Origin of the sequence: Georgenia satyanarayanai (genome assembly GCF_900116375.1) — a bacterium.
Classification (GTDB): domain Bacteria; phylum Actinomycetota; class Actinomycetes; order Actinomycetales; family Actinomycetaceae; genus Oceanitalea; species Oceanitalea nanhaiensis.
In genome coordinates, this window is sequence record NZ_UETB01000002.1 from 105,576 (window position 1) to 123,861 (window position 18,286).

The following is an 18,286-nucleotide window of genomic DNA, read 5'->3' on the forward strand; positions in this document are numbered from 1 at the left end:
TCGGCGCCTCAGGGCGTCGCCCAGCTGACCACCTGCGACGTTGGGGGACGCGCGGGCGCCCGCGGCGCGGGTCAGCCGGGGTGGCGCAGGGTGCGGGTGCTGGTCGCGGCCTCGTCGACCGCGGCGCGCGTGAAGGGCCAGGGGAAGGTCTCCCCGGCGGCCCAGGCGCCGAACTGGTCGTCGTAGTGGTCGTCGGCCGGGTGCCCGGAGACACCGGTGAAGTTGACCCACAGGGACTGGTCGAGGTCGCCCAGCTCGACGGCCATGCGCATCGAGGGCACGCTCGTCACCCGGTAGTCGCGTCGCCCGTCCACCTCGGCGCTGGCGTTCCAGCCGGTCGCGTTGACGATGCTCGAGCCGCCGCCCACGCCTCTGGGGCTGGGGTTGGCGAACCAGGAGACGGGCGCCGGCACGTCGTCGCCGAGGACCGGGTGCTCAGGTGCCGCGACGTGCAGCCGCGACCACTGCCAGTCGGCGGGGTTCTTGCCCAGCGTCTGAGTGAGCTCGTTGCGGGCGGCGACGAGCGCCTGCAGCAGGATCTCGTCGCGGCTCTCGACGAGGTTGATGGTGCGCCGGTCGTCCCACCACGTGCTCGTCGGGTCCTCGAGGAGCCGGTCGACGACGACGAGCCAGCGGCTCCCGCCGTCGGGGGCGAGCGTGGCGGGCAGGTCGTCGGCGAAGGTGAGGTCCAGGAGGTTGGACCACACGGCGGCGAAGTAGGCCGCGGCCGCGGAGTCCCCGCTCTGGTGGTAGCCCTCCTCGGCCCACTCCTCGAGAAGGTCGACGGCCTCGCGCACGAAACGGTCCTGCACCGTGACGTCCAGGAGCGCCGGCACGATGTGCTCGGCGTAGGCGCTGGCCTCGTCGTTCATCGCCTCGTTGGCCCACTCGGCGTCGATCGCGGTGCCGTCGGCGATGGCGCCGGAGATGAGCTCACGCAGCCGCTGGGAGCGGAAGCCGTAGTCCCAGTCACCGGTGAGGAAGGGCCCCTGGCCGGCGGGGCGCACGGCCTGGTTGGCCGCGACGATGAAGCCCTCCTCGGGATTGAGAGCGCGCGGCATGTCGGCGGCGGGCACGTAGCCCGCCCAGTCGTAGCGCCCGTCCCAGCCGGGTCGGGGCCAGCTGCCGTCGGAGGGGACCGGACCGTCGGGCACGTCCTGCCGCACCGGGATGCGGCCCGGAGCCTGGTAACCGATGTCACCGTCGGTCGTGGCGAAGACGATGTTCTGCGCGGGCACCTCGAAGAGCGCGGCCGCCGCGGCGACGTCCTCCGCGTTCGTCGCGCGGTTGAGCGCGAAGATCGCGTCCCCGGTCCGGCCGGGGGTCAGCGCCGTCCACGACATCGCGACGGCGTAGCCGCCGAATCCCGGCGAGGGCGAGCCGTCGGGCACCGGGGAGCTGTTCGCGGTGGCCGTCTCGGGCAGGACGCCCGACACGATCGGCCCGTGGGCGGTGGACGCGACGGCGAGGGACACGTCCGTGCCACCGTTGACGGCGATGGTCTCCGTGCGCCGTGTCAGCGGGACGCGCTCGCCCCCGCGGAGGTAGGTGCCGTCGTCGTACACGCGCTCGAGGAAGAAGTCGACGACGTCCGCGCCGAGGTTCGTCAGCCCCCACGCCAGCTCGGCGTTGTGCCCGATGATGACGCCGGGCATGCCGGCGAAGTCGAAGCCCGCGACGTCGAAGGTGCACAGGGTGGTGACCTCGCGGCAGTGCAGGCCCACCTGGTGCCAGATGCCCGGGGCGCTGATGCCCAGGTGCGGGTCGTTGGCGAGCACGGGCGAGCCGGTGGCGGTGTGCTCCCCGGACACGACGAAGGAGTTCGAGCCGATCCCCTCGCCCTCGCCGAGGAGGCGGGGGGTGGCGCGGACCGCCGCGTAGGCGCTCTCCACGGCGTCGATGGCGCCGGTGGGCGCAGGCCAGGAGGCGTCCTCGACGCTCGCCTCGGGCTCGGTGGCGTCCGGCGGCGGGATGATCGGGAGGTTCTGCGTCTCGGGGAACGGGGGGTAGAGCTGCCCGACGCGGGAGATGTCGCCACCGAGGGCGCGCACCGCCGTGGCGCGGCCCAGCTCCTGGTCGTTGTTCGCGGACAGGTCCCAGGCCATCGCCTTGAGCCAGGCGAGGGAGTCGATCGGGGTCCACGGCGCGACGTCGCCGAGGTCGGTGACGAGGCCGAGGACGGTGTACTCGACACCGAGCTGGCTTGCCTCGCGGGAGTCGAGGTAGGCGTTGACACCCTCCGCGTAGGCCTCGAACAGTGCGCGGCTCTCCTCGCTGAGGAGGTCCCACTCCTGCTCGGCGACGCGACGCCAGCCGAGGGTGCGGATGACCTGGTCCGCGGCCAGGGCGCTCTCGTTCTCCCCGACGAGCTCGGAGACACGGCCGGCGGTGACGTGGCGCCGGTAGTCCATCTCGAAGAAGCGGTCCTGGGCGTGGACGTAGCCCTGGGCACGCACGAGGTCGGTGTCGGTGTCCGCGTAGATGTGCGGCACCCCCCGCTCGTCGCGCAGCACCTCCACCTCCGAGGACAGGATCCGCAGGGTGGTCTCGCCCCCGTAGTCGGGCAGCGGTCGGCGCACCAGGACGGCCGCGAGCGCGACGCCGGCGACGAGGACGACGACGAGGACGGCCGCGACGACGATCGCCAGGCGCTGCAGAAGGTGGAAGCCACGCACCTGCCGAGGGTAACCGCAACCACCGACGACGGCGGTCTGTCCGCGCCGTCGCTCCTCCCCCGGCTCCGGTGGCGCACCACCCGTCCACAGGCGGGACCAGCCCGTCGGACCGCCGTCGGGGGCCGCTCCTACCGTCGGCTCATGCCCTCCCCGCCCCTTCCCCCGTCACGCCGCCGCCGGGTGCGTGTGCGCCGTGTGCTGTGGCGCTGGCGACACGCCCTGCTCGCCGTGGGCGCCGTGTGCGCGGTGGCTGTGGTGGTGCAGGAGGTGCGGCCCCCGGCGCCCGCGACCGTGGCCGTCCTCGTGCTGGCACGGGACGTGCCTGCGGGCGCGCCGCTGGAGGCGACCGACGTCCTCAGCGTGGAGCTGCCGCGCGAGCTGGTGGCCGCCCGGATGCTGCAGGCCCCGACGGAGGCGGTCGGTGAACGCCTGGCGGTCGGGCTGCCGGCCGGGTTCCCGCTCGCGGCGGAGGTCCTCGTGGGTCCGGGCCTGGCGACGGGCACCGCCCCCGGTCACGTGGTCGTGCCCGTGCGGCTGGCGGACGCCGCGGTGGCCCGGACGCTCCGGCCCGGGGACCGGGTGGACCTGCTCGCGGCGACGGCGGACGCCGCGGCGAGCGAGGGCGGGGCGGAGGTGGTCGCCGCGGGCGCGCTCGTCGTGGCGCTCGAGGAGGGCGGGGGCGGTGGCCTTCTCGGCGGGCAGGAGCCGGAGTCGCTCGTCTTCGTCGCAGTCCCGCGAGGTGCGGCCCCCGAGGTGGTGGGAGCGAGCGCGTGGGCGCCGCTGCGCGTGGTCCTGCCCGGCTAGGGGCGGGCCTGTCGATCTCACGCTCGATCTCGTGGCTCCGGACCCTGCTCCTGCCCTCAGCTGGGTGCTCGACCGACCCGCGCGGACGCGCTCCCGCGCGTGCCGCAACGAGCCGCCACGGGCTAGGGTGCGGTGCGCCGGGAGGGACCCGGGCTGGGAGGAGCTAGGCCGTGCTCAAGGGATTCAGGGACTTCATCACCCGCGGCAACGTCATCGAGCTGGCGGTCGCGGTCGTCATCGGCTCGGCCTTCACGACGATCGTCAACACCGTCGTCACGAGCATCATCACGCCGGTGGTCAACGCGATCGGCGGCACTCAGGTCGAGGGCACCGTCGGTTTCCCCATCATCGCGGGCCGGGAGGACACGTTCGTCGACCTTGCCGCGATCATCAACGCCGTCGTCGTCTTCCTCATCACCGCCGCCGTCGTCTACTTCATCTTCGTCGTCCCGATGAACTCCTTCCAGGAGCGGCGCAAGCGCGGGCACGAGCCCGAGCCGGAGGCCCCTGCCGAGGACGTCCTCCTGCTCCAGGAGATCCGCGACCTCCTCAAGGCGCAGAGCGGCCGCCCGTAGCGCGCTACTGCCAGTGGGGCGGCTTGTCGCGCAGGTAGCGGGCGTCGTCCGAACGCTCGGGCAGCTCGCCCCAGGCCGCGTCGGTGTCCTCGGCGGACCGGCTCGGCAGGACGGGCTCCGCCGCTGGGCGCCGCGGCACCGCCGCCTGCTCGTCCGGTGCGTGCGTGGTGGGCCGCGGCGCCGGCTCGGTGGGGACGAGCGCGCCCTCCTCGCTCGCTCCCAGACGGGTGGGCGGGGCCACCACGCGCCGGTGCCCGCCGCGGCGGGCCATCAGCGGTGGCGCGCGGCGACGGCGCGCAGGACGGCGTCCACCTCGACCCCGCGGCGGGTGAGCGCAAGCTCCTCGCGCAGCGCCTCCACGAGGGCGTCCTCGTCACGCTCGGCGCTGTCGGTGGCGATCCACGCGGCGAGGTCGTCGAGCTCGTCGTCGGAGTACGCCCCCACGGGCAGACCGGGCGTCACCGGCGGGCGCGGGCCACGCTCGGACGGCGTCGGGTCCTCACCGTGCTCCTCGTCCGGCTCGGCCTCCGCCGCGACGGGCTCCTCCGCCCCCGGTGCCGGGTCCGGCTCCGGCGTGGTGGCACTCGGCTGACCGGTCTCCGCCACCGGCTCCTCCGGCGCGGCGTCCTCGTCCGTGTCGGCGACCTCGACCGGCAGCGCCGCCGCCGGCGGGCGGACCGGGTCGGCCGCACGCCGTCGGGAGTCGACGACGTCGAGCGCGAGCGCGACGATCGCCTCCGCCTCCCGCTGCGGGTCGGTGAAGACGGCGGTGGAGAAGGCCATGTGCACCCGCCAGCCGCGGGACACCAGCCGCTGCACCCAGTGCCGCTCGCGACGGCGCAGGTTGGGCTCGGCGACGTACGCGGCGTCGTCGGTGAGGACGGCGACGAGCAGCTCACCGGGCAGGTCGGGGTGCCCGATCGCGAGCGGGATCCGCACCCCGCCCGCGACGCCGTACTGCGGCACGACCGTCAGGCCCAGCCGCCACAGCCGCTCGGCGAGATCGACGAGGAGCGGGTCGGGCGCCGCACCCACGCCGTCGACGTCCTGCGGGGGCTGGGGGTCGGCGGCCCAGTCGACGAGGTCGGCGAGGAGGAGCGGGCCGGGTGTGTGGAGCCGGCTGCGGTCGATGTCGCCGGGCTTGAGGCAGGAGACGACGACGAGTCGCTCCCGGACGGCGTCGAGCGCGTCGATGAGGCAGGCCTTGCCGTCGGTGCCGCTGACCGCGCCGAAGCTGTGGAGCACCCGTCCGTGCGGGGTCTTGGCGTAGCCGAGGGTGAGGACGACGGTGTCGCGCCGGAGCCCGCCGGCGCCGTCCGCGTCGACGACGACGAAGGGCTCCTCGCGGTCCGCGGCGAAGAAGCGGGCCACGGCCGAGGAGCCGGAGACGGCGGAGATGACCGCCTCGCGCACGCGGTCGGCGTGCCGGGCATTGAGCGCGACGACGGCGAGCGACTGCTCGGGGGTCGTCAGGGCGTGCTCGATGACGAGGTCGACGACGCGGTCCACCTCCGCCTGCACGCTCTCGACGGCGTCCACCCCGGGGGCGGGCATCCCGAAGCCCTCGACGAGCTCGAGGGTGATGCGGCCGGGCGACGGCGGGTCGGGGACGGGCTGGATGACGTCCTCGTACCCGTGGCGGGCGAGGAACGCGGCGATCGACTCCTCGCGCTCCGCGCGGTCGGTCGGCAGCGTGAGGACGGGCAGGAGCGGGGCGAGCTCGGAGACGAGCCCGTCACCGCCGCGGCGGGAGTCCCCCACGAGCACGACCTGGCCGCCGCGGGTGATCGCGCCGACGGCCTGCTCGGTGGGCAGGTGGTGAACGCCGTCGAGAATGACGAGGTCGACACTGCGCGTGGGCGGCAGGAGCTGGGGCACGAGCACGGGTGGCACCACCCAGCCGGGCCGGACCGCACCGAGGAGCTCGGGGTGGCGGGCGTAGGTGCGCCGCAGGTCGACGCCGGTGCCGAGCTCGGCCTCCAGCTGCGCGGCCTCGTCACGGCGGTCGCGCACGAGGGCCCGCAGCCGCCGGACGACCGCTCGGCGGACCGGGCCGGGCAGCGTGCGCACGTGGGAGGCGTCGAGCTCGCGGAACCGCTCGGCCAGGGCGACGAGGCCCGGCCCGTCGTAGCCGGCGAGCGCGGGGTCGGTGCGCAGGATCTCCTCGAGCACCGAGGTCCACCAGGCGAGGTCGAGCTCCGCGCCGGCGAGGGCCGCGACGACACGCCGCTCGGTGAGGTCGGCGACGAGCTCGCCGAGGCCGAGGGCCTCGAGGTCCGCGAGCACCGCGGTGCGCTCAGGCATGAGGCGGACCGCCTCGCCGTCGCCCCCGAGGGCCGCCATGAGCGCGGCGAGGTCGGCCAGCGGCAGCTCGAGGAGGTCGGGCTTGCCCGCGCCGGGGCCTACGACGTCCTGGAGGGCGAGGACGTCCGCCTCGACGGCGCGCGCGTGGCGAGCCATCTCGGACAGGGCCTCGGGAAGTCGGGGCCAGCCGCCCGTGGGGCAGTGGCGGCGCCACACCTCGCGCTGCTCCTGCACGTGGACGAGCTCGGCGTGCAGATCGGTCACGGGACGGCCGGGACGCAGCAGGTCCTTGGCCTGCTTGCGCAGCCGCCGCCGGGTGCCCCACGACATCGTGACGCCGTGCTCCTTGCGCCACGCGCGCGTGGCGGTGGCGATGACCATGTCGGCGGCGGAACGCTCGAAGACCTGCGGGACGAAGACGTCGAGCGCGGAGCGGACACCGTCGAGCATCTCGAGCTGCTCGAGCCACCCGCGCAGGGTCCCGGCCTCGGTGAGGCCGGTCTCGCGGGTGGTGCGCTCGACGTCCGCGAGGACCCGTGGCAGCTCGGTGCCGGTGAGCCGCTGGGTGCGCTCCAGGGCCTGGACGGCGGCGTCGGCGCTGTCGAGCCGCGCGCCGTACCAGGGTGTGTCGTGCGGGCGCAGGTCGAAGGCCCCGAGCGACGCGGCGCGGACCAGACGCTCGCGGGCGTGCTCACGGCGGTCACCGGCGAGCTCGCGGACCGTGCCGGCGGGGAGCCGGACCTCGGTGCGCGGCCCCGGCCGGGCGGCCGTCAGCTCGGCGAGGGCGAGCAGGGCGGCGTGCGCCGAGCAGCCCCAGGGCTGGCGCGCGGCGTGCAGGGCGCTGACGTAGGCGGCGAGCCGCTCACGCACGGAGACGAGCTCGGCGCGCACCGCGCGGACCGTGTCGACCTCGCTCGGGGGCTCCTCGGCGGCGAGCCCGGCGCGCAGCTCCTGCGGGGCGGTGGCACGCCACCCGGTGTCGGTGGACAGGTCCAGGACGAGCTCGCGCAGGCCGAGCCGGTCGAGCTCCTCGACGAGCGCCCGCCCCACGCGCCGCGTGCCGGGCACGTAGAGCACCCGGCGACCCGAGGCGACGGCGTCCGCGACGACGGCGGCGAGGGTCGCCGGCACGTCGGCGCCGGGGGGCGCGTCGATGAAGACGTCGGTACCGGCGGCGACGGCCTCGATGACCCGCTGCTGGTCGGGGTCCAGGTCCCCGACGCCGCGCTCGGCCTGGGGCTGACGGTCGGCGCCGGCCCGCTCGGGCAGGGCCCGGTCGAGAGCGGCGCGCGCCTCCTCGTCCCCGGCGAGCGCGGCAACGACGTCGTGACCGACGAGGTCGTCGTGCATGGCCTCGAGGTCCTCGACGAGCACCTGGCCCGGGTGGACGAAGGGGCCGATGAGGATCCGCTCCTCGAGGGTGAAGTCGGGCAGGTGCTCCTCGCCGAGCAAGGAGATCCGCCCCAGCGCGGCGCGCGGGGAGAAGCCGTCGGTGGTGAGGGCGCCGGCGGCGATGGCGTGGAGGTCGGCGCTCACGCCCCGCGAGCGGAGCGCGCGCACGAGGACGGTGTTGAGGTCGACGGCCGGCTCGAGCTCGAGGTCGAGGTCGGCGACCTGCCCGCCGCGCGGGGCCAGGCGCACGGGGCGCAGCAGCACCGGCGCCCGGACGGTACGCGGCTCGGCGGTCGCGGGGGCCTCCTCGGCAGGGTCTTCCCCGCCGTCGTCGTCGTCCGTGACGGGGGCGGGCGGCGGCAGCTCGGTCCACGTGGCGATGCCGGCGGCGAGGTAGGTGGGGGCCACCCCGTAGCGCTGGGCGAGCTCGTCGGTGCGGGCGACGACGGTGCGGGCCGACCGGCGGGCAGCGACGAGCGCCCCGCCCTCGCGCACGAGGTTGGACAGCCGGGTGGCGCGGCCGGAGTAGAGCTGGGCGATCCCGGAGGGGTGGGCGGCGGTGAGGTCGATGACCGCCTCGCCGAGCATGGTGACGTCCGAGAGGGCGCTGGCACCGCTGAGCGCGACGAGACGCTCGCGCCACTGCTGGGCGGCGTCCTCGACGGTGCGCGCCCGGTCACTGGTGCCGGCGTCGGGCTCGCCGCTCTCGGAGCGGCCGCCGACGACGCCGACGGGACCCGGTCCGCCGCTGCGGCGGGGCCCCGCGGGAGGCCGGGCGAAGAGCGGTGAAGGGGTCATCACCCCACGCTAACCAGCGCCACGCCGCCGGTCCGTACGACCCGCCGGAGCGGCGGGATCTGCCTGGGCATAGAGATAGGGCGTGACGCACACGGGGGGCAGGCGTCACGCCCTATGAGCAGTATCCTGCTCCACCTTTGGTCGGAGCGCAAGACCCGACCTCCGTACAGTTCCGTGTGATCTGCCTCACGCCCAAGGGGGAGCCTGACATCGTGGTGGAGCGGTGCCTCCGGGCAGATTCGAACTGCCGACACCCGCTTTAGGAGAGCGGTGCTCTATCCCCTGAGCTACGGAGGCGGGGCTGGTCCAGCGTACTCGGCGGGCCGGGCCGGACGCACATAGGCTCGGCGCATGGCCAGCCGCACGCTCGACCTGCCGCAGGAGTGGGCCTATGCCGTCGTCACCGCGGTGCGGCACCACGGCCGCTGGATCCCGCTCACCCGCGTGGACGCCCCGGCCCGGGCGCTGCGCGCGGGTGACGACGTGGTGGGCCGCTCCGCGCTCGTGCTCGTCGACCGGATGCGGGTCACCCACGCCGACCCGCCCCGGGAGCTGCGACTGGTCAAGACCGGGCCGCTGCTGCTCGGGGAGGTCGTCATCACGGTGCGGCCGGACGGCCCCTCGCGTGCCGTCGTCGACTGGGCCGAGGAGGGCGTCCACCTGCGCGGGCCGCTCCCCCGCCGGTTCACGGCGGCGCTGCTGCGCCCCTCCCTCGAGGCGATGACCGCCCTGGCGCTGTGGCGCATCGACCGGTCCGTCCGGCGCGAGCGCCGCCGGCGCAGCTGACGCTCTCCCCAGCCCTCGCCGGCCGCCTCACGCCCGCATGCCACGCCCGTACCCCACGCACTCCGCGGGTGGGCGGCGCAGCGCGGCAGCGGGCGGGTGGCGCAGCGCGGTCCGGGACGGCGCCGCCCTCAGGCCGCTGGGACCGCGGCGAGCGCCTGGGCGAGGTCGGCGCGCAGGTCTGCCGGCTCCTCCAGCCCCACCGACAGCCGCACCGTCGCGTCACTGATGCCCACGCGGGCCCGGCCGTCAGGACCGAGCCGGCGGTGCGTCGTCGTCGCCGGGTGCGTGACCATGGACTTTGCGTCGCCGAGGTTGTTGGAGATGAGGACGAGTCGCAGCGCGTCGAGAAAGGTGAAGGTCTCCTCACGGGTCGCGGGCCTGCCGCCGACGGAGACGTCGAAGGTGACGACGCTGCCCCCGCCGCTCATCTGCGCGCGGGCGAGCGCCGCCTGCGGGTGGGAGTCGAGGAAGGGGTGGCGCACGCAGCCCACCCGCGGCAGCGTCTCCAGCCAGCGCGCCAGCTCGAGGGCCGCGTCGCTCTGGGCTCGCACCCGCAGCGGCATGGTCTCCAGCCCCTTGAGCAGCACCCAGGCGTTGAAGGGGCTGAGCGTCGGACCGGTGTTGCGCAGGATGAGTCGCAGCGGCCCCTCGACGAACTCCCGGCTGCCGAGGACCGCGCCCCCCATCGTCCGTCCCTGGCCGTCGATGTGCTTGGTCGCCGAGTAGACGACGATGTCGGCCCCCTGGGGCAGCACGCGCTGCAGCACCGGGGTGGCGAAGACGTTGTCGACGACGACGACGGCGCCCGCCGCGTGGGCGAGTGCGCTCACCCCGGCGACGTCGACGATGTCCTGCATCGGGTTGGACGGCGTCTCGAAGAGCACGACGTCGGCGGGGGTGGCCAGCGCGCGGCGCCAGTCCTCCAGGTCGTGCGCGTCGACGTAGTCGGTGACCACACCCCAGCCGCCGAGGATGTCCTCGAGGAGCGTGATCGTCGAGCCGAACACGGCCCGGCCCACGACCACCCGCGAGCCGCTGCGCACGAGCGCCGCGAGCGTGGAGAAGATGGCGGACATCCCGGTGGCCGTGGCGGCGCAGGCCTCGGCGCCCTCGAGGGCACGCAGCCGCTCCTCGAAGGTGCGCACCGTGGGGTTCTCGTAGCGGCTGTAGGTGAAGCGGTCCGCCTCCCCCTCGAAGGCCGCCTCGGCGTCGGCCGCGGCCGCGTAGACGAAGCCCTGGGTGAGGAAGAGCGCCTCGGAGGTCTCGTGGAACTCCGTGCGCTCGTGCCCGGCGTGGACGGCGTGGGTCGCGCTGCCCCACGTGGGGTCCGGTTCCGGGTACCCCCCGGGGCCGGGACAGGCGGGGCGGGTGGTGGACGTCGTCATGGCTCCTCCATCGGTCCTGGCGGGAGCACCCGTGGGCCGGGTTGCTGCAGCGTCGACGAGCCAGGTCTCTCGGCTGCTCTGGATGGTTCCCGGCGATGCTAACCACGCAGCGCGCACCCGGTCCCGCCGCCCAGGGGCCCGTCCCACCACCCGGACGACCGGCCGAGCGCACCGCCGTGGGATGAGACTCGTGGGCTCCCCCCTTCGCAGGACCGCGCACCGTAGGGATCATCCCGATGGCGGCCGCGATGGGCACTTCTCCCCATGTTCACGGGCGTCCCGGCCCGTGAGGATGAGCGTGAGGCGCCGGCGGCTCACCCGGCGCGAGAAGGGGGGACGCGATGTCCGCGCAGACGGTCCAGCAGGGGCGCCAGGCTCGCAGCAGGGTGGCCCACTTCCGCCTCGACGTGGCCGAGTGGACGGTGCTGCGCCGGGCCCTCCTCTCACGCGTGCCCGCTGCGGTGACGCCCGTGGGCTTCGCGCCCGAGGCCTTCGGCCTCGATCCCGACGAGCCGCTCACCGCGGACGAGCGGGCACGCGCCTGGGCCAGCCTCCAGCTGCGCGGCCTGGCCACCCACACTCCCCGCCGGGACGACGTCACCGCGCTCACGCCGTCGTGCGTGCTCGGGATGCTCATGCTGCTCGAGTCCGACGTCCGCGTCGACGTCTCCTCCTGGTCCGGGGACGTCGTCGTCAACGAGTCCGTCGCGTGGAGCGCCGGGCGCACGGCCGCCCTCGCCCGCCGTCGCCGCCGGGTGCGCACCCCGGGTGGGGGGACGGTGCTCGAGCAGGAACCTGTCGTCGAGGTCTCCCTGTCCGCGGCCGGGGGGTTGCTGGCGCAGGTCATGCACGCGCTGCCCCACCACGTGGGCGGTCCGCCCGCCGACCGCTCGCCCGTGCGTGTCGGCTGGCCCGAGTCCGCCGCCATCGCGCAGGCGCTGCGGCTGGGCCGCGAGGACGTCGCCCTGCACCTGTCGGGCCTGCCGGCCTCTGCCCTGTCCGTGCTCGGCGCCGTCTCCACCGAGCTCACCGGAGGTGCCTGCGTCAGTGCGGCCCGCCGTCACGACGACGGCGCACTCGCCTTCCACGGCGTGTGGCTGTGGACGGAGGCGGACGTCGTCGAGCTCGTCGACGCGACGACGCACGGCGTCACGCTGCGCCGGACCGACCTCCTGCGTGTCCGCAACGGCCTGCTCACCGCACTGACCGGCCTTCTCCACGCCGAGGAGGTGCTGTGACCCTCACGGTCACCGGAGGGGCGGCGGGCATCCTCGCGCGCGTGGAGGACATGCGCGCCACGGCCGACGTGCTGGACGACAAGGGCGACGCCGCCCGGGAGCTGGCATGGCGGGTGGCCGCGGTGGCCACCCACGAGGCCGTGCTGTCCTCCCAGGTGCTCTCGCCGGTGACCGGCGGGCGAGTGCTCGCCGAGGTGGCCCAGGCACAGCTGCCGCCCGAGGGGCTGGCGTGGGTCGCCCTGGAGTACGAGGCCGCCGCGGTCTTCCTGCGCGGCTCGGCGACCGCCTACGAGGAGGTCGATGCCGCCCTCGCACGGCTGGCCGACCTGGGACGAGGCGTGACGGGCGTCGTCGTCCTCCACGCGGGCCTGCTCACCGCCGGCGGGATCGCGGTGACCTCCCTCCTCCTCGACGCGCTGCCCGAGGCCCTGGCCGACGCGCTCACCCTTGACGCCTTCGCCGCGTGGCTGGACGAGGTCGGTGAGGACCCCGCGGAGACGGTGCTCGGTGGGCTCTACGACGAGCCGTGGGTGACCGACTCGATCATCGCCGGCCTCCCGTGGATGCTCGGCACCGAGGTGCCGCTCGTCCTCAGCGTCCTCACGCCGTGGACCTTTCCCCCGGTGCCGCTGAGCTACGAGCAGATGGTGGCCGGCGTCATCGGCGCCGGTGGGCTGCTCGGCCTCTTCGCCGACGGCGACCCGGTGGTGACCCCGGACCCGGCACCGGACGGCGCCGCAGCAGACAGCCTCGCCGCGCTCTTCGGCACCATCGGCCGGCTCGGTGACGGTGACGCCTCGGAGGTCCGGGTCACCGCCGTGCCCGACGGCGGGGGCGGCCACAGCTGGATCGTCGAGATCCCCGGCACCCAGGACTGGGCGCCGGAGTCCGGGAGCAACCCCTCCAACCTCGGGACGAACCTCAGCCTCATGGCGGGCCACGACACCGCGATGGAGGCGGCCGTGCTCGAGGCGGTGCACCAGGCGATGAGCGAGGTCGCTGCCCAGCAGGGCGTCCCGCTCGCCGAGCTGCAGGCCCAACCGGTCACCCTCGCGGGGCACAGCCAGGGCGGGATCGTCGCCGCCGCGCTCGCGGCGGACCCGGGCACCGGGCTGCACGTGACGCAGGTCGTCACCGGCGGGTCACCGATCGCCGGCACGAACATCCCCGACGACGTCGCCGTCCTGTCCATCGAGCACGTCCAGGACCCGGTCCCTCGCCTCGACGGCAGCCCCAACCCGGGTGTCCCGGGCTGGACCACCGTGACCCGCGACGTCGACGGCGCGGAGGGGGTCACCGCGGGCTCACCGATCTCCGCCCACGGCGGCCGCGTCTACGCCGACACCGCCGCGCTCGTCAGCGCGCAGGCGGCCGAGGACCCCGCCCTCGCGCTCGCGCTGCAGGGGTTGGAGGAGCAGTTCGCCCAGGTGCGCGGCGGTCACGCGCAGGTCTTCCAGTACGACGTGCGCCAGGAGCACCGGTGAGGCGGCTGCTGACCTGCGGCGCCCTCGCGCTCCTGCTCCTCACCCCCGCCTGCGCCGACGACGGTGGCGCCGACACCGCGGCCCCCGACCCCGGCCCGGACCTCGCCGAGGAGGGTGAGCGGCTGACCGAGGAGCTCACCGCCCTCGACACGGTCACCTCCGCGCGGGTCCAGGTGCGCTCGGGGCCCACGTGGGGACGGCAGGTCGTGATCGACGCGACGACGTCGAGCACGGACCCGGGCGAGCGGCTCACGGTCCTCGACGCCATCGTCCACGCGGGGTGGGACACCGCGGCCTTCGTCCCGACCGACGTCAGCACGGTCCTCACCGCGCCCGACGGCGTCGCCCTGGACGCCCGCGACCTCGGCTTCACCCACCAGGGGGCCGGCCCCTCCGGCCTCTTCGAGCGCTTCGGGCCGCCCGCCGCGGACCCGGGCTGGCGACCGTGACCGACCGGAAGGAGCACCGTGGGACCGGCTGAGACCCCGGAGGAGCTGCACGCGCTCGCCGGGCAGATGGACGACGTCGGCGTGCAGGCACGCGAGCTGGGTGCTGACCTCCTCGCCCTGCGGGAGACCATCGGCTGGCGCTCGCCCGCCGCCGAGGAGTACCAGGCCACGCTGCTCGACCACGCCGCGACGACGACCCGGGGCGCGGACCGGGTCGACGACGTCGCCCGGGCGCTGCGCGAGCACGCCGACGGCGCGGCGCAGACCCTGGCCGCGATCGAGGCGGCCCGCAGCTTTCTCCTGTCCGCCGCCGAGGAGGCCCGCTCGGTGCTCGCCACCCTGTGGGACGGCGTCGTCGACGCGGAGGACGCGAGGCGCGTGCTCGACGTCGTCGCCGACGCGCCGTCCTCGCCCCTCGACCCCGGGTGGCTCGAGCGCGCCCGTCAGGCCGGTTGGCCGGGCTGACGGGCGCGACGACTCAGGCGCGGATCTCCAGCGTGCAGCACTTGGCCCCGCCGCCGCCCTTGAGGAGCTCGGAGGTGTCGATGCCGATGGGCTCGAAGCCCCGCTCGGACAGCGCCGCGGCGAGGTCGGTGGCCCGCGGGTTGTGGATGACGTGGCGGCCGTCGCTGACCCCGTTGAGCCCGAGGACGACGGCGTCGGCCTCGGTCGCGACGATGGCGTCGGGGAAGAGCCGCTCCAGCACCCGGCGGCTGCCCTCGCTGAAGGCCTCGGGGTAGTAGGCGATCTCCGTGTCCGAGAGGACCATGAGCGCGGTGTCGAGGTGGTAGAACCGCGGGTCCACCAGGCGCAGTGTGATGACGGGCTTGCCGATGACCTCCTGCAGCTCGGTGTGCGAGGCGGTGGAGGTGCGGAAGCCCGTGCCGGCGAGGACGTAGTCACCGACGGTGAGGATGTCGCCCTCGCCCTCGTTCGTCTCTGTCGCCGTGTGCACGCGGTAGCCGTGGTCGGTGAACCACTGCGCGTAGGCGGGCCCCTCGGGCATGCGCTGCGGGTAGGTGAACTTCGCGGTGTACATGACACCGTCGCTCACCAGCCCGCCGTTCGCGGCGTACACCATGTCCGGCAGGCCCTCGACCGGGTCGATGAGCTCGATGCGGTGCCCGAGGCGGACGTAGGTGTCGTGGAGCTCCTGCCACTGCGCGACCGCCAGATCCGTGTCGGTCGGCACGGTGGGGTGCATCCACGGGTTGATCTCGTAGCTGACGGTGAAGTGCGTCGGTCGGCACATGAGGAAGTGCCGAGGCGTGGCGTGGCGGGATGGCCGCACGGCAGCCCCTTTCGTCTCGGGTGTGCCTAGAGCCTAAGCAGGCCCGAGGTCACGGGCGGCGCGGCACGCGTGACCCTCGACACGTCACCGGCGGCGCCAGGGGACGTCGGCCGGGCCGGCCTCCTCGCGGGCGGAGCGGGCGGGCACGACCATGACGGGGCACACGGCGTGGTGGAGCACGGCCTGGCTGGTCGAGCCCATGAGGAGCCCCGCGAAACCGCCACGGCCGCGAGAGCCGACGACGACGAGGTCGACCGCCGTCGAGAACTCGGCGAGCAGGGCGGCGGCGTTGCCGTCCAGGGCGTGCTGGCTGATGCGGACCTCACGGCCGTCGACGGCCCGTTCGACGGCGACGCTGAGGCCGACCTTGACGTCGGCGAGGACGTCGTCACGGTCGACGGCGGCGGGCAGCCAGGCGAGGGACCCCGAGCCGCCACCGATGGGGACGGCGGCGACGGCGGTGAGGTGGGCGTCCCACAGGGCGGCCTCGTCGACGGCGCGACGCAGGGCGATCGTCGCCGACTCCGAGCCGTCGACGCCGACGACCATCCGGCGCACCGGGGTGAAGCCCGGCTGCCCCTCGGGTGTGCGGGGCACGACGACGGTGGGGCAGTGCGCGTGGGCGGGCAGTGAGGAGGACACGTTGCCGAGCAGGCGGTCGGTGAAGCCGCCGCCGCCGCGGGTGCCGACGACGGCGAGACCCGCCTGCCGGGAGAGCTCGACGAGCACGCCCGTCGGGTCCCCGAGCTCGAGGGCGCAGGTGACCTCCAGCTCGTCGCCGACCCGCTCGACCGCTTCGTCGAGGACCGCTTGCGCGCCGGCCTGGATGGCCGAGTCGTCGACGGCCGCGAAGCCGCCGTCGAGGGACGCGACGGTGAAGGCGGGCACCGCGTAGGCGCACACGACGTGCAGACGCCACCCGAGCCGGTGGGCCTCGGCCGCGGCCCAGTCCAGTGCTGCCGTGCTGGTCTCGGATCCGTCCACACCGACGATGACGACGTTCTCGCGGGGCATGTCACCCTCCAGATCGGGAGTCGTTGTCCCCATTGTGCTCTCTCAGGCGCGGCGTGTCGGCGCTTCGGCAGGGACGACGACGGGCCCGCACCGAGTCGGTGCGGGCCCGTCGGGGCAAGCGTGCTGGGCTCAGCCCACCCGGATGAAGGTGGGGGCGCCGCGGCCGACGTGCGAGATCGGACCGGCCTGCAGGGGCTTGGAGGGGTTGCGGGCGGCGATGTGCTGGCCGTCGCCCAGGTAGATGCCGATGTGTCCGGGCCACCACACGAGGTCACCGGGCCGGGCCTCGGCGGCCGAGACGACGGTGCCGGCCCCGGCCTGCGCGCTGGAGCTGCGCGGGATGCTGATGCCGGCCTGCTGGAAGACGTACCAGGTGAAGCCGGAGCAGTCGAAGCCGGACGGGCTGGCGCCACCCCACACGTACGGGGTGCCGACGTACCGGTAGGCGATGTCGACGATGGCGTTGCCCGAGGCGGCCGGCGCGGGGGCGGCCTGGGTGGCGCTCTCCTCCGCGACGGCGGCGGTGGAGGCAGAGGTCGAGGACGCACCGCTGCGGGAGGCCGTCTCCGTGGAGCGGGCGGCGGCGAGCGCCTCCGCCTCGGCGGCGGCGGTGGCGGCGGCCTCGGCGGCCTCCTCCGCGGCGACGTGCTCGGCGATGGGGTCGGAGTCCTCGGCGACCGTGGTCTTCGGGGGCGTCGCGGCCACGGCCACGTCGGCGACGGCGAACTCGACGTCGGCGGGCACGGAGACGGTCGGGTTGACCGTCAGGGCCGTGCGGGCCTGGCTCGAGAGCGCCGAGACGTCGACCTGCGGGAGGGAGGAGCCCTCCGGCGCGGCGACGGCGGTGCTGGCCGCCATGGTCAGCGCCAGCCCCGAGGACGCGGCGACGAGCATGCCGCGGCGAGCTGCCGGGCCGGCGACGGCCTGGCCGATGGTGGTGAAGGGGGTGGTGGGACGGCACGCTGCGCGGTGGCGCGCCCCAGGCATAGTTGCGGTCACGAACTGCCTCTCCTGTGTTGCCGACGAGGTGAGCTGTCGGGTTCGGATGGGAGTTCACCCGGCCCGTCCTCTCGGACGGGCTTCACCCCTAGGGGCCGACCGGAGCCGACCGCCACTACGTGGTTCCCCCGCCCCTGCCGACGGTCACTCTCTGGGACCACGGGCGGCGGCAGGGTTGGGCTCCGTCCATGGGCTCATCACTGGAGGGCGTGAGGAGCGAGTCGGACACTACCCGAGCGCGTCGCCAATTGTCACGTTCTGGTTACGACGCATGTGACCGTCGTGTCGCGACTCACACCTGTGGGGCAGCGAATACCGCGGAAATCCGGGCTTCTCAGTCGTCGACGAAGAGGTGCCTGGTGACGTCCTCGGCGACGTCGAGGACGAGGTCGGAGCCCTCGGCCTGGAGGGAGACGAAGCCGGCGCCACGCTGGACGCTGAGCAGGGAACCGGGACGCACCCCCGCCTCGGCGAAGCGGGCGAGGAGCTCGACGTCCACCTGGAGCGGCTCCCCGATACGCCGCAGGACGACCTGGCTCTCCGACGCAACCGCCGCCAGCGGCTGCAGGGGCGGGTCGACGGGCGCGAGGCTGTGCTCCCCGAGCTCGGCCAGGCCGGGGATGGGGTTGCCGTAGGGGTCGTGGTGGGGGTGGTCGAGGAGCGCGACCAGGCGGTGCTCCACCTGCTCGCTCATCACGTGCTCCCAGCGGCACGCCTCCTCGTGGACGTACTCCCAGTCCAGGCCGATGACGTCGGTGAGGAGGCGCTCGGCGAGGCGGTGCTTGCGCATGACCTGGGTGGCCCGCTCGTGGCCGAGCTCGGACAGGCGGATGCGCCGGCCCTCCTCGAGGTGGAGCAGCCCGTCGCGCTCCATGCGGGCGACCGTCTGGGACACCGTCGGGCCGGAGTGTCCGAGGCGCTCGGCGATGCGCGCCCGCATGGGCACGACGCTCTCCTCCTCCAGCTCGTAGACCGTCTTGAGGTACATCTCGGTGGTGTCGATCAGGTCACTCATACGTCGCTGCCCATCTCTCGCTCCTCCTCATGAGGATAGGCCGCCCCGCTGACCCCCGTGGCCGTCCTGAGACAGCG

Annotated in this window: 15 protein-coding genes, 1 tRNA gene and 1 riboswitch; of the genes, 7 read left to right on the top strand and 9 right to left on the bottom strand. The window is 74.8% G+C overall.

Annotation, left to right across the window (positions count from 1 at the left end; all coding sequences use genetic code 11):
• Nucleotides 1-71: 71 nt before the first annotated feature.
• The gene (locus tag DSZ44_RS04650; RefSeq protein WP_110851450.1) at nt 72-2,675 is read right to left on the bottom strand and encodes a penicillin acylase family protein; all 2,604 of its coding nucleotides are present in this window, start codon (nt 2,673-2,675) and stop codon (nt 72-74) included.
• 141 nt (nt 2,676-2,816) lie between these two features.
• Between DSZ44_RS04650 and DSZ44_RS04655 the strand changes: the two genes are divergently transcribed.
• Nucleotides 2,817-3,479, top strand: coding sequence for an SAF domain-containing protein (locus tag DSZ44_RS04655; RefSeq protein WP_146237479.1), 663 nt, complete (start codon nt 2,817-2,819; stop codon nt 3,477-3,479).
• Nucleotides 3,480-3,649: 170 nt separating this feature from the next.
• Entirely contained in the window at nt 3,650-4,054 is a 405-nt protein-coding gene (gene mscL, locus DSZ44_RS04660; RefSeq protein ID WP_110851452.1) for a large conductance mechanosensitive channel protein MscL, read from the top strand.
• 4 nt (nt 4,055-4,058) lie between these two features.
• On the opposite strand, the gene DSZ44_RS04665 is transcribed toward mscL, so the two are convergent.
• From DSZ44_RS04665 to DSZ44_RS04675, 3 genes are all read right to left on the bottom strand, one after another.
• Nucleotides 4,059-4,295, bottom strand: coding sequence for a hypothetical protein (locus DSZ44_RS04665; RefSeq protein ID WP_146237480.1), 237 nt, complete (start codon nt 4,293-4,295; stop codon nt 4,059-4,061).
• A gap of 29 nt (nt 4,296-4,324) precedes the next feature.
• On the bottom strand, nt 4,325-8,548 hold the full coding sequence (locus tag DSZ44_RS04670; RefSeq protein ID WP_181424535.1) for a PDDEXK-like endonuclease domain-containing protein: 4,224 nt from the start codon (nt 8,546-8,548) through the stop codon (nt 4,325-4,327).
• A 224-nt stretch (nt 8,549-8,772) separates the two neighbouring features.
• A tRNA-Arg gene (locus tag DSZ44_RS04675) sits at nt 8,773-8,845 on the bottom strand.
• Between the two features lie 54 nt (nt 8,846-8,899).
• On the opposite strand from DSZ44_RS04675, the gene DSZ44_RS04680 reads away from it, so the two are divergent.
• Nucleotides 8,900-9,334, top strand: coding sequence for a hypothetical protein (locus DSZ44_RS04680; protein ID WP_110851454.1), 435 nt, complete (start codon nt 8,900-8,902; stop codon nt 9,332-9,334).
• Between the two features lie 128 nt (nt 9,335-9,462).
• Here the strand turns inward: DSZ44_RS04680 and DSZ44_RS04685 are convergent, their stop codons facing one another.
• Nucleotides 9,463-10,719, bottom strand: a complete 1,257-nt coding sequence (locus tag DSZ44_RS04685; RefSeq protein WP_110851455.1) for an O-succinylhomoserine sulfhydrylase — start codon at nt 10,717-10,719, stop codon at nt 9,463-9,465.
• Between the two features lie 341 nt (nt 10,720-11,060).
• Here DSZ44_RS04685 and DSZ44_RS04690 point away from each other — a divergent pair, with 341 nt between their 5' ends.
• The 4 genes from DSZ44_RS04690 to DSZ44_RS04705 are packed head-to-tail and all read left to right on the top strand — an operon-like array spanning nt 11,061 to nt 14,355.
• On the top strand, nt 11,061-11,957 hold the full coding sequence (locus DSZ44_RS04690; RefSeq protein ID WP_110851456.1) for a type 2 periplasmic-binding domain-containing protein: 897 nt from the start codon (nt 11,061-11,063) through the stop codon (nt 11,955-11,957).
• The gene (locus DSZ44_RS04695; RefSeq protein WP_110851457.1) at nt 11,954-13,441 is read left to right on the top strand and encodes a PGAP1-like alpha/beta domain-containing protein; all 1,488 of its coding nucleotides are present in this window, start codon (nt 11,954-11,956) and stop codon (nt 13,439-13,441) included. Before DSZ44_RS04690 ends, DSZ44_RS04695 begins: the two co-directional genes overlap by 4 nt.
• The gene (locus DSZ44_RS04700; RefSeq protein WP_110851458.1) at nt 13,438-13,890 is read left to right on the top strand and encodes a hypothetical protein; all 453 of its coding nucleotides are present in this window, start codon (nt 13,438-13,440) and stop codon (nt 13,888-13,890) included. The genes DSZ44_RS04695 and DSZ44_RS04700 overlap by 4 nt, the downstream gene beginning before the upstream one ends.
• An 18-nt stretch (nt 13,891-13,908) precedes the next feature.
• Nucleotides 13,909-14,355 carry a hypothetical protein gene (locus tag DSZ44_RS04705; protein ID WP_110851459.1) on the top strand — a complete coding sequence of 149 codons (447 nt, stop codon included), beginning with the start codon at nt 13,909-13,911 and terminating at the stop codon, nt 14,353-14,355.
• A gap of 13 nt (nt 14,356-14,368) precedes the next feature.
• Here DSZ44_RS04705 and ddaH read toward each other — a convergent pair whose 3' ends face one another.
• From ddaH to DSZ44_RS04725, 4 genes are all read right to left on the bottom strand, one after another.
• Nucleotides 14,369-15,181: a dimethylargininase gene (gene ddaH, locus DSZ44_RS04710; RefSeq protein ID WP_373681226.1), complete on the bottom strand. Its 813-nt coding sequence runs from the start codon at nt 15,179-15,181 to the stop codon at nt 14,369-14,371.
• Nucleotides 15,182-15,265: 84 nt separating this feature from the next.
• Complete coding sequence (locus tag DSZ44_RS04715) at nt 15,266-16,195, bottom strand: universal stress protein (RefSeq protein ID WP_110851460.1); 930 nt, start codon at nt 16,193-16,195, stop codon at nt 15,266-15,268.
• A 129-nt stretch (nt 16,196-16,324) separates the two neighbouring features.
• The gene (locus DSZ44_RS04720) at nt 16,325-17,194 is read right to left on the bottom strand and encodes a C40 family peptidase (RefSeq protein WP_110851461.1); all 870 of its coding nucleotides are present in this window, start codon (nt 17,192-17,194) and stop codon (nt 16,325-16,327) included.
• Between the two features lie 2 nt (nt 17,195-17,196).
• Nucleotides 17,197-17,376: riboswitch (cyclic di-AMP (ydaO/yuaA leader) on the bottom strand.
• Between the two features lie 152 nt (nt 17,377-17,528).
• Nucleotides 17,529-18,209: an iron-dependent transcriptional repressor DtxR gene (locus DSZ44_RS04725; protein WP_110851462.1), complete on the bottom strand. Its 681-nt coding sequence runs from the start codon at nt 18,207-18,209 to the stop codon at nt 17,529-17,531.
• Nucleotides 18,210-18,286: the final 77 nt, after the last annotated feature.

Bases quoted from the DNA above. Each gene is read 5' to 3' on its own strand.
- DSZ44_RS04715 (WP_110851460.1), bottom strand. From the start codon at position 16,195: ATGCCCCGCGAGAACGTCGTCATCGTCGGTGTGGACGGATCCGAGACC.
- DSZ44_RS04725 (WP_110851462.1), bottom strand. From the start codon at position 18,209: ATGAGTGACCTGATCGACACCACCGAGATGTACCTCAAGACGGTCTAC.
- DSZ44_RS04685 (WP_110851455.1), bottom strand. From the start codon at position 10,719: ATGACGACGTCCACCACCCGCCCCGCCTGTCCCGGCCCCGGGGGGTAC.
- DSZ44_RS04690 (WP_110851456.1), top strand. From the start codon at position 11,061: ATGTCCGCGCAGACGGTCCAGCAGGGGCGCCAGGCTCGCAGCAGGGTG.
- DSZ44_RS04655 (WP_146237479.1), top strand. From the start codon at position 2,817: ATGCCCTCCCCGCCCCTTCCCCCGTCACGCCGCCGCCGGGTGCGTGTG.
- DSZ44_RS04680 (WP_110851454.1), top strand. From the start codon at position 8,900: ATGGCCAGCCGCACGCTCGACCTGCCGCAGGAGTGGGCCTATGCCGTC.
- DSZ44_RS04670 (WP_181424535.1), bottom strand. From the start codon at position 8,548: ATGACCCCTTCACCGCTCTTCGCCCGGCCTCCCGCGGGGCCCCGCCGC.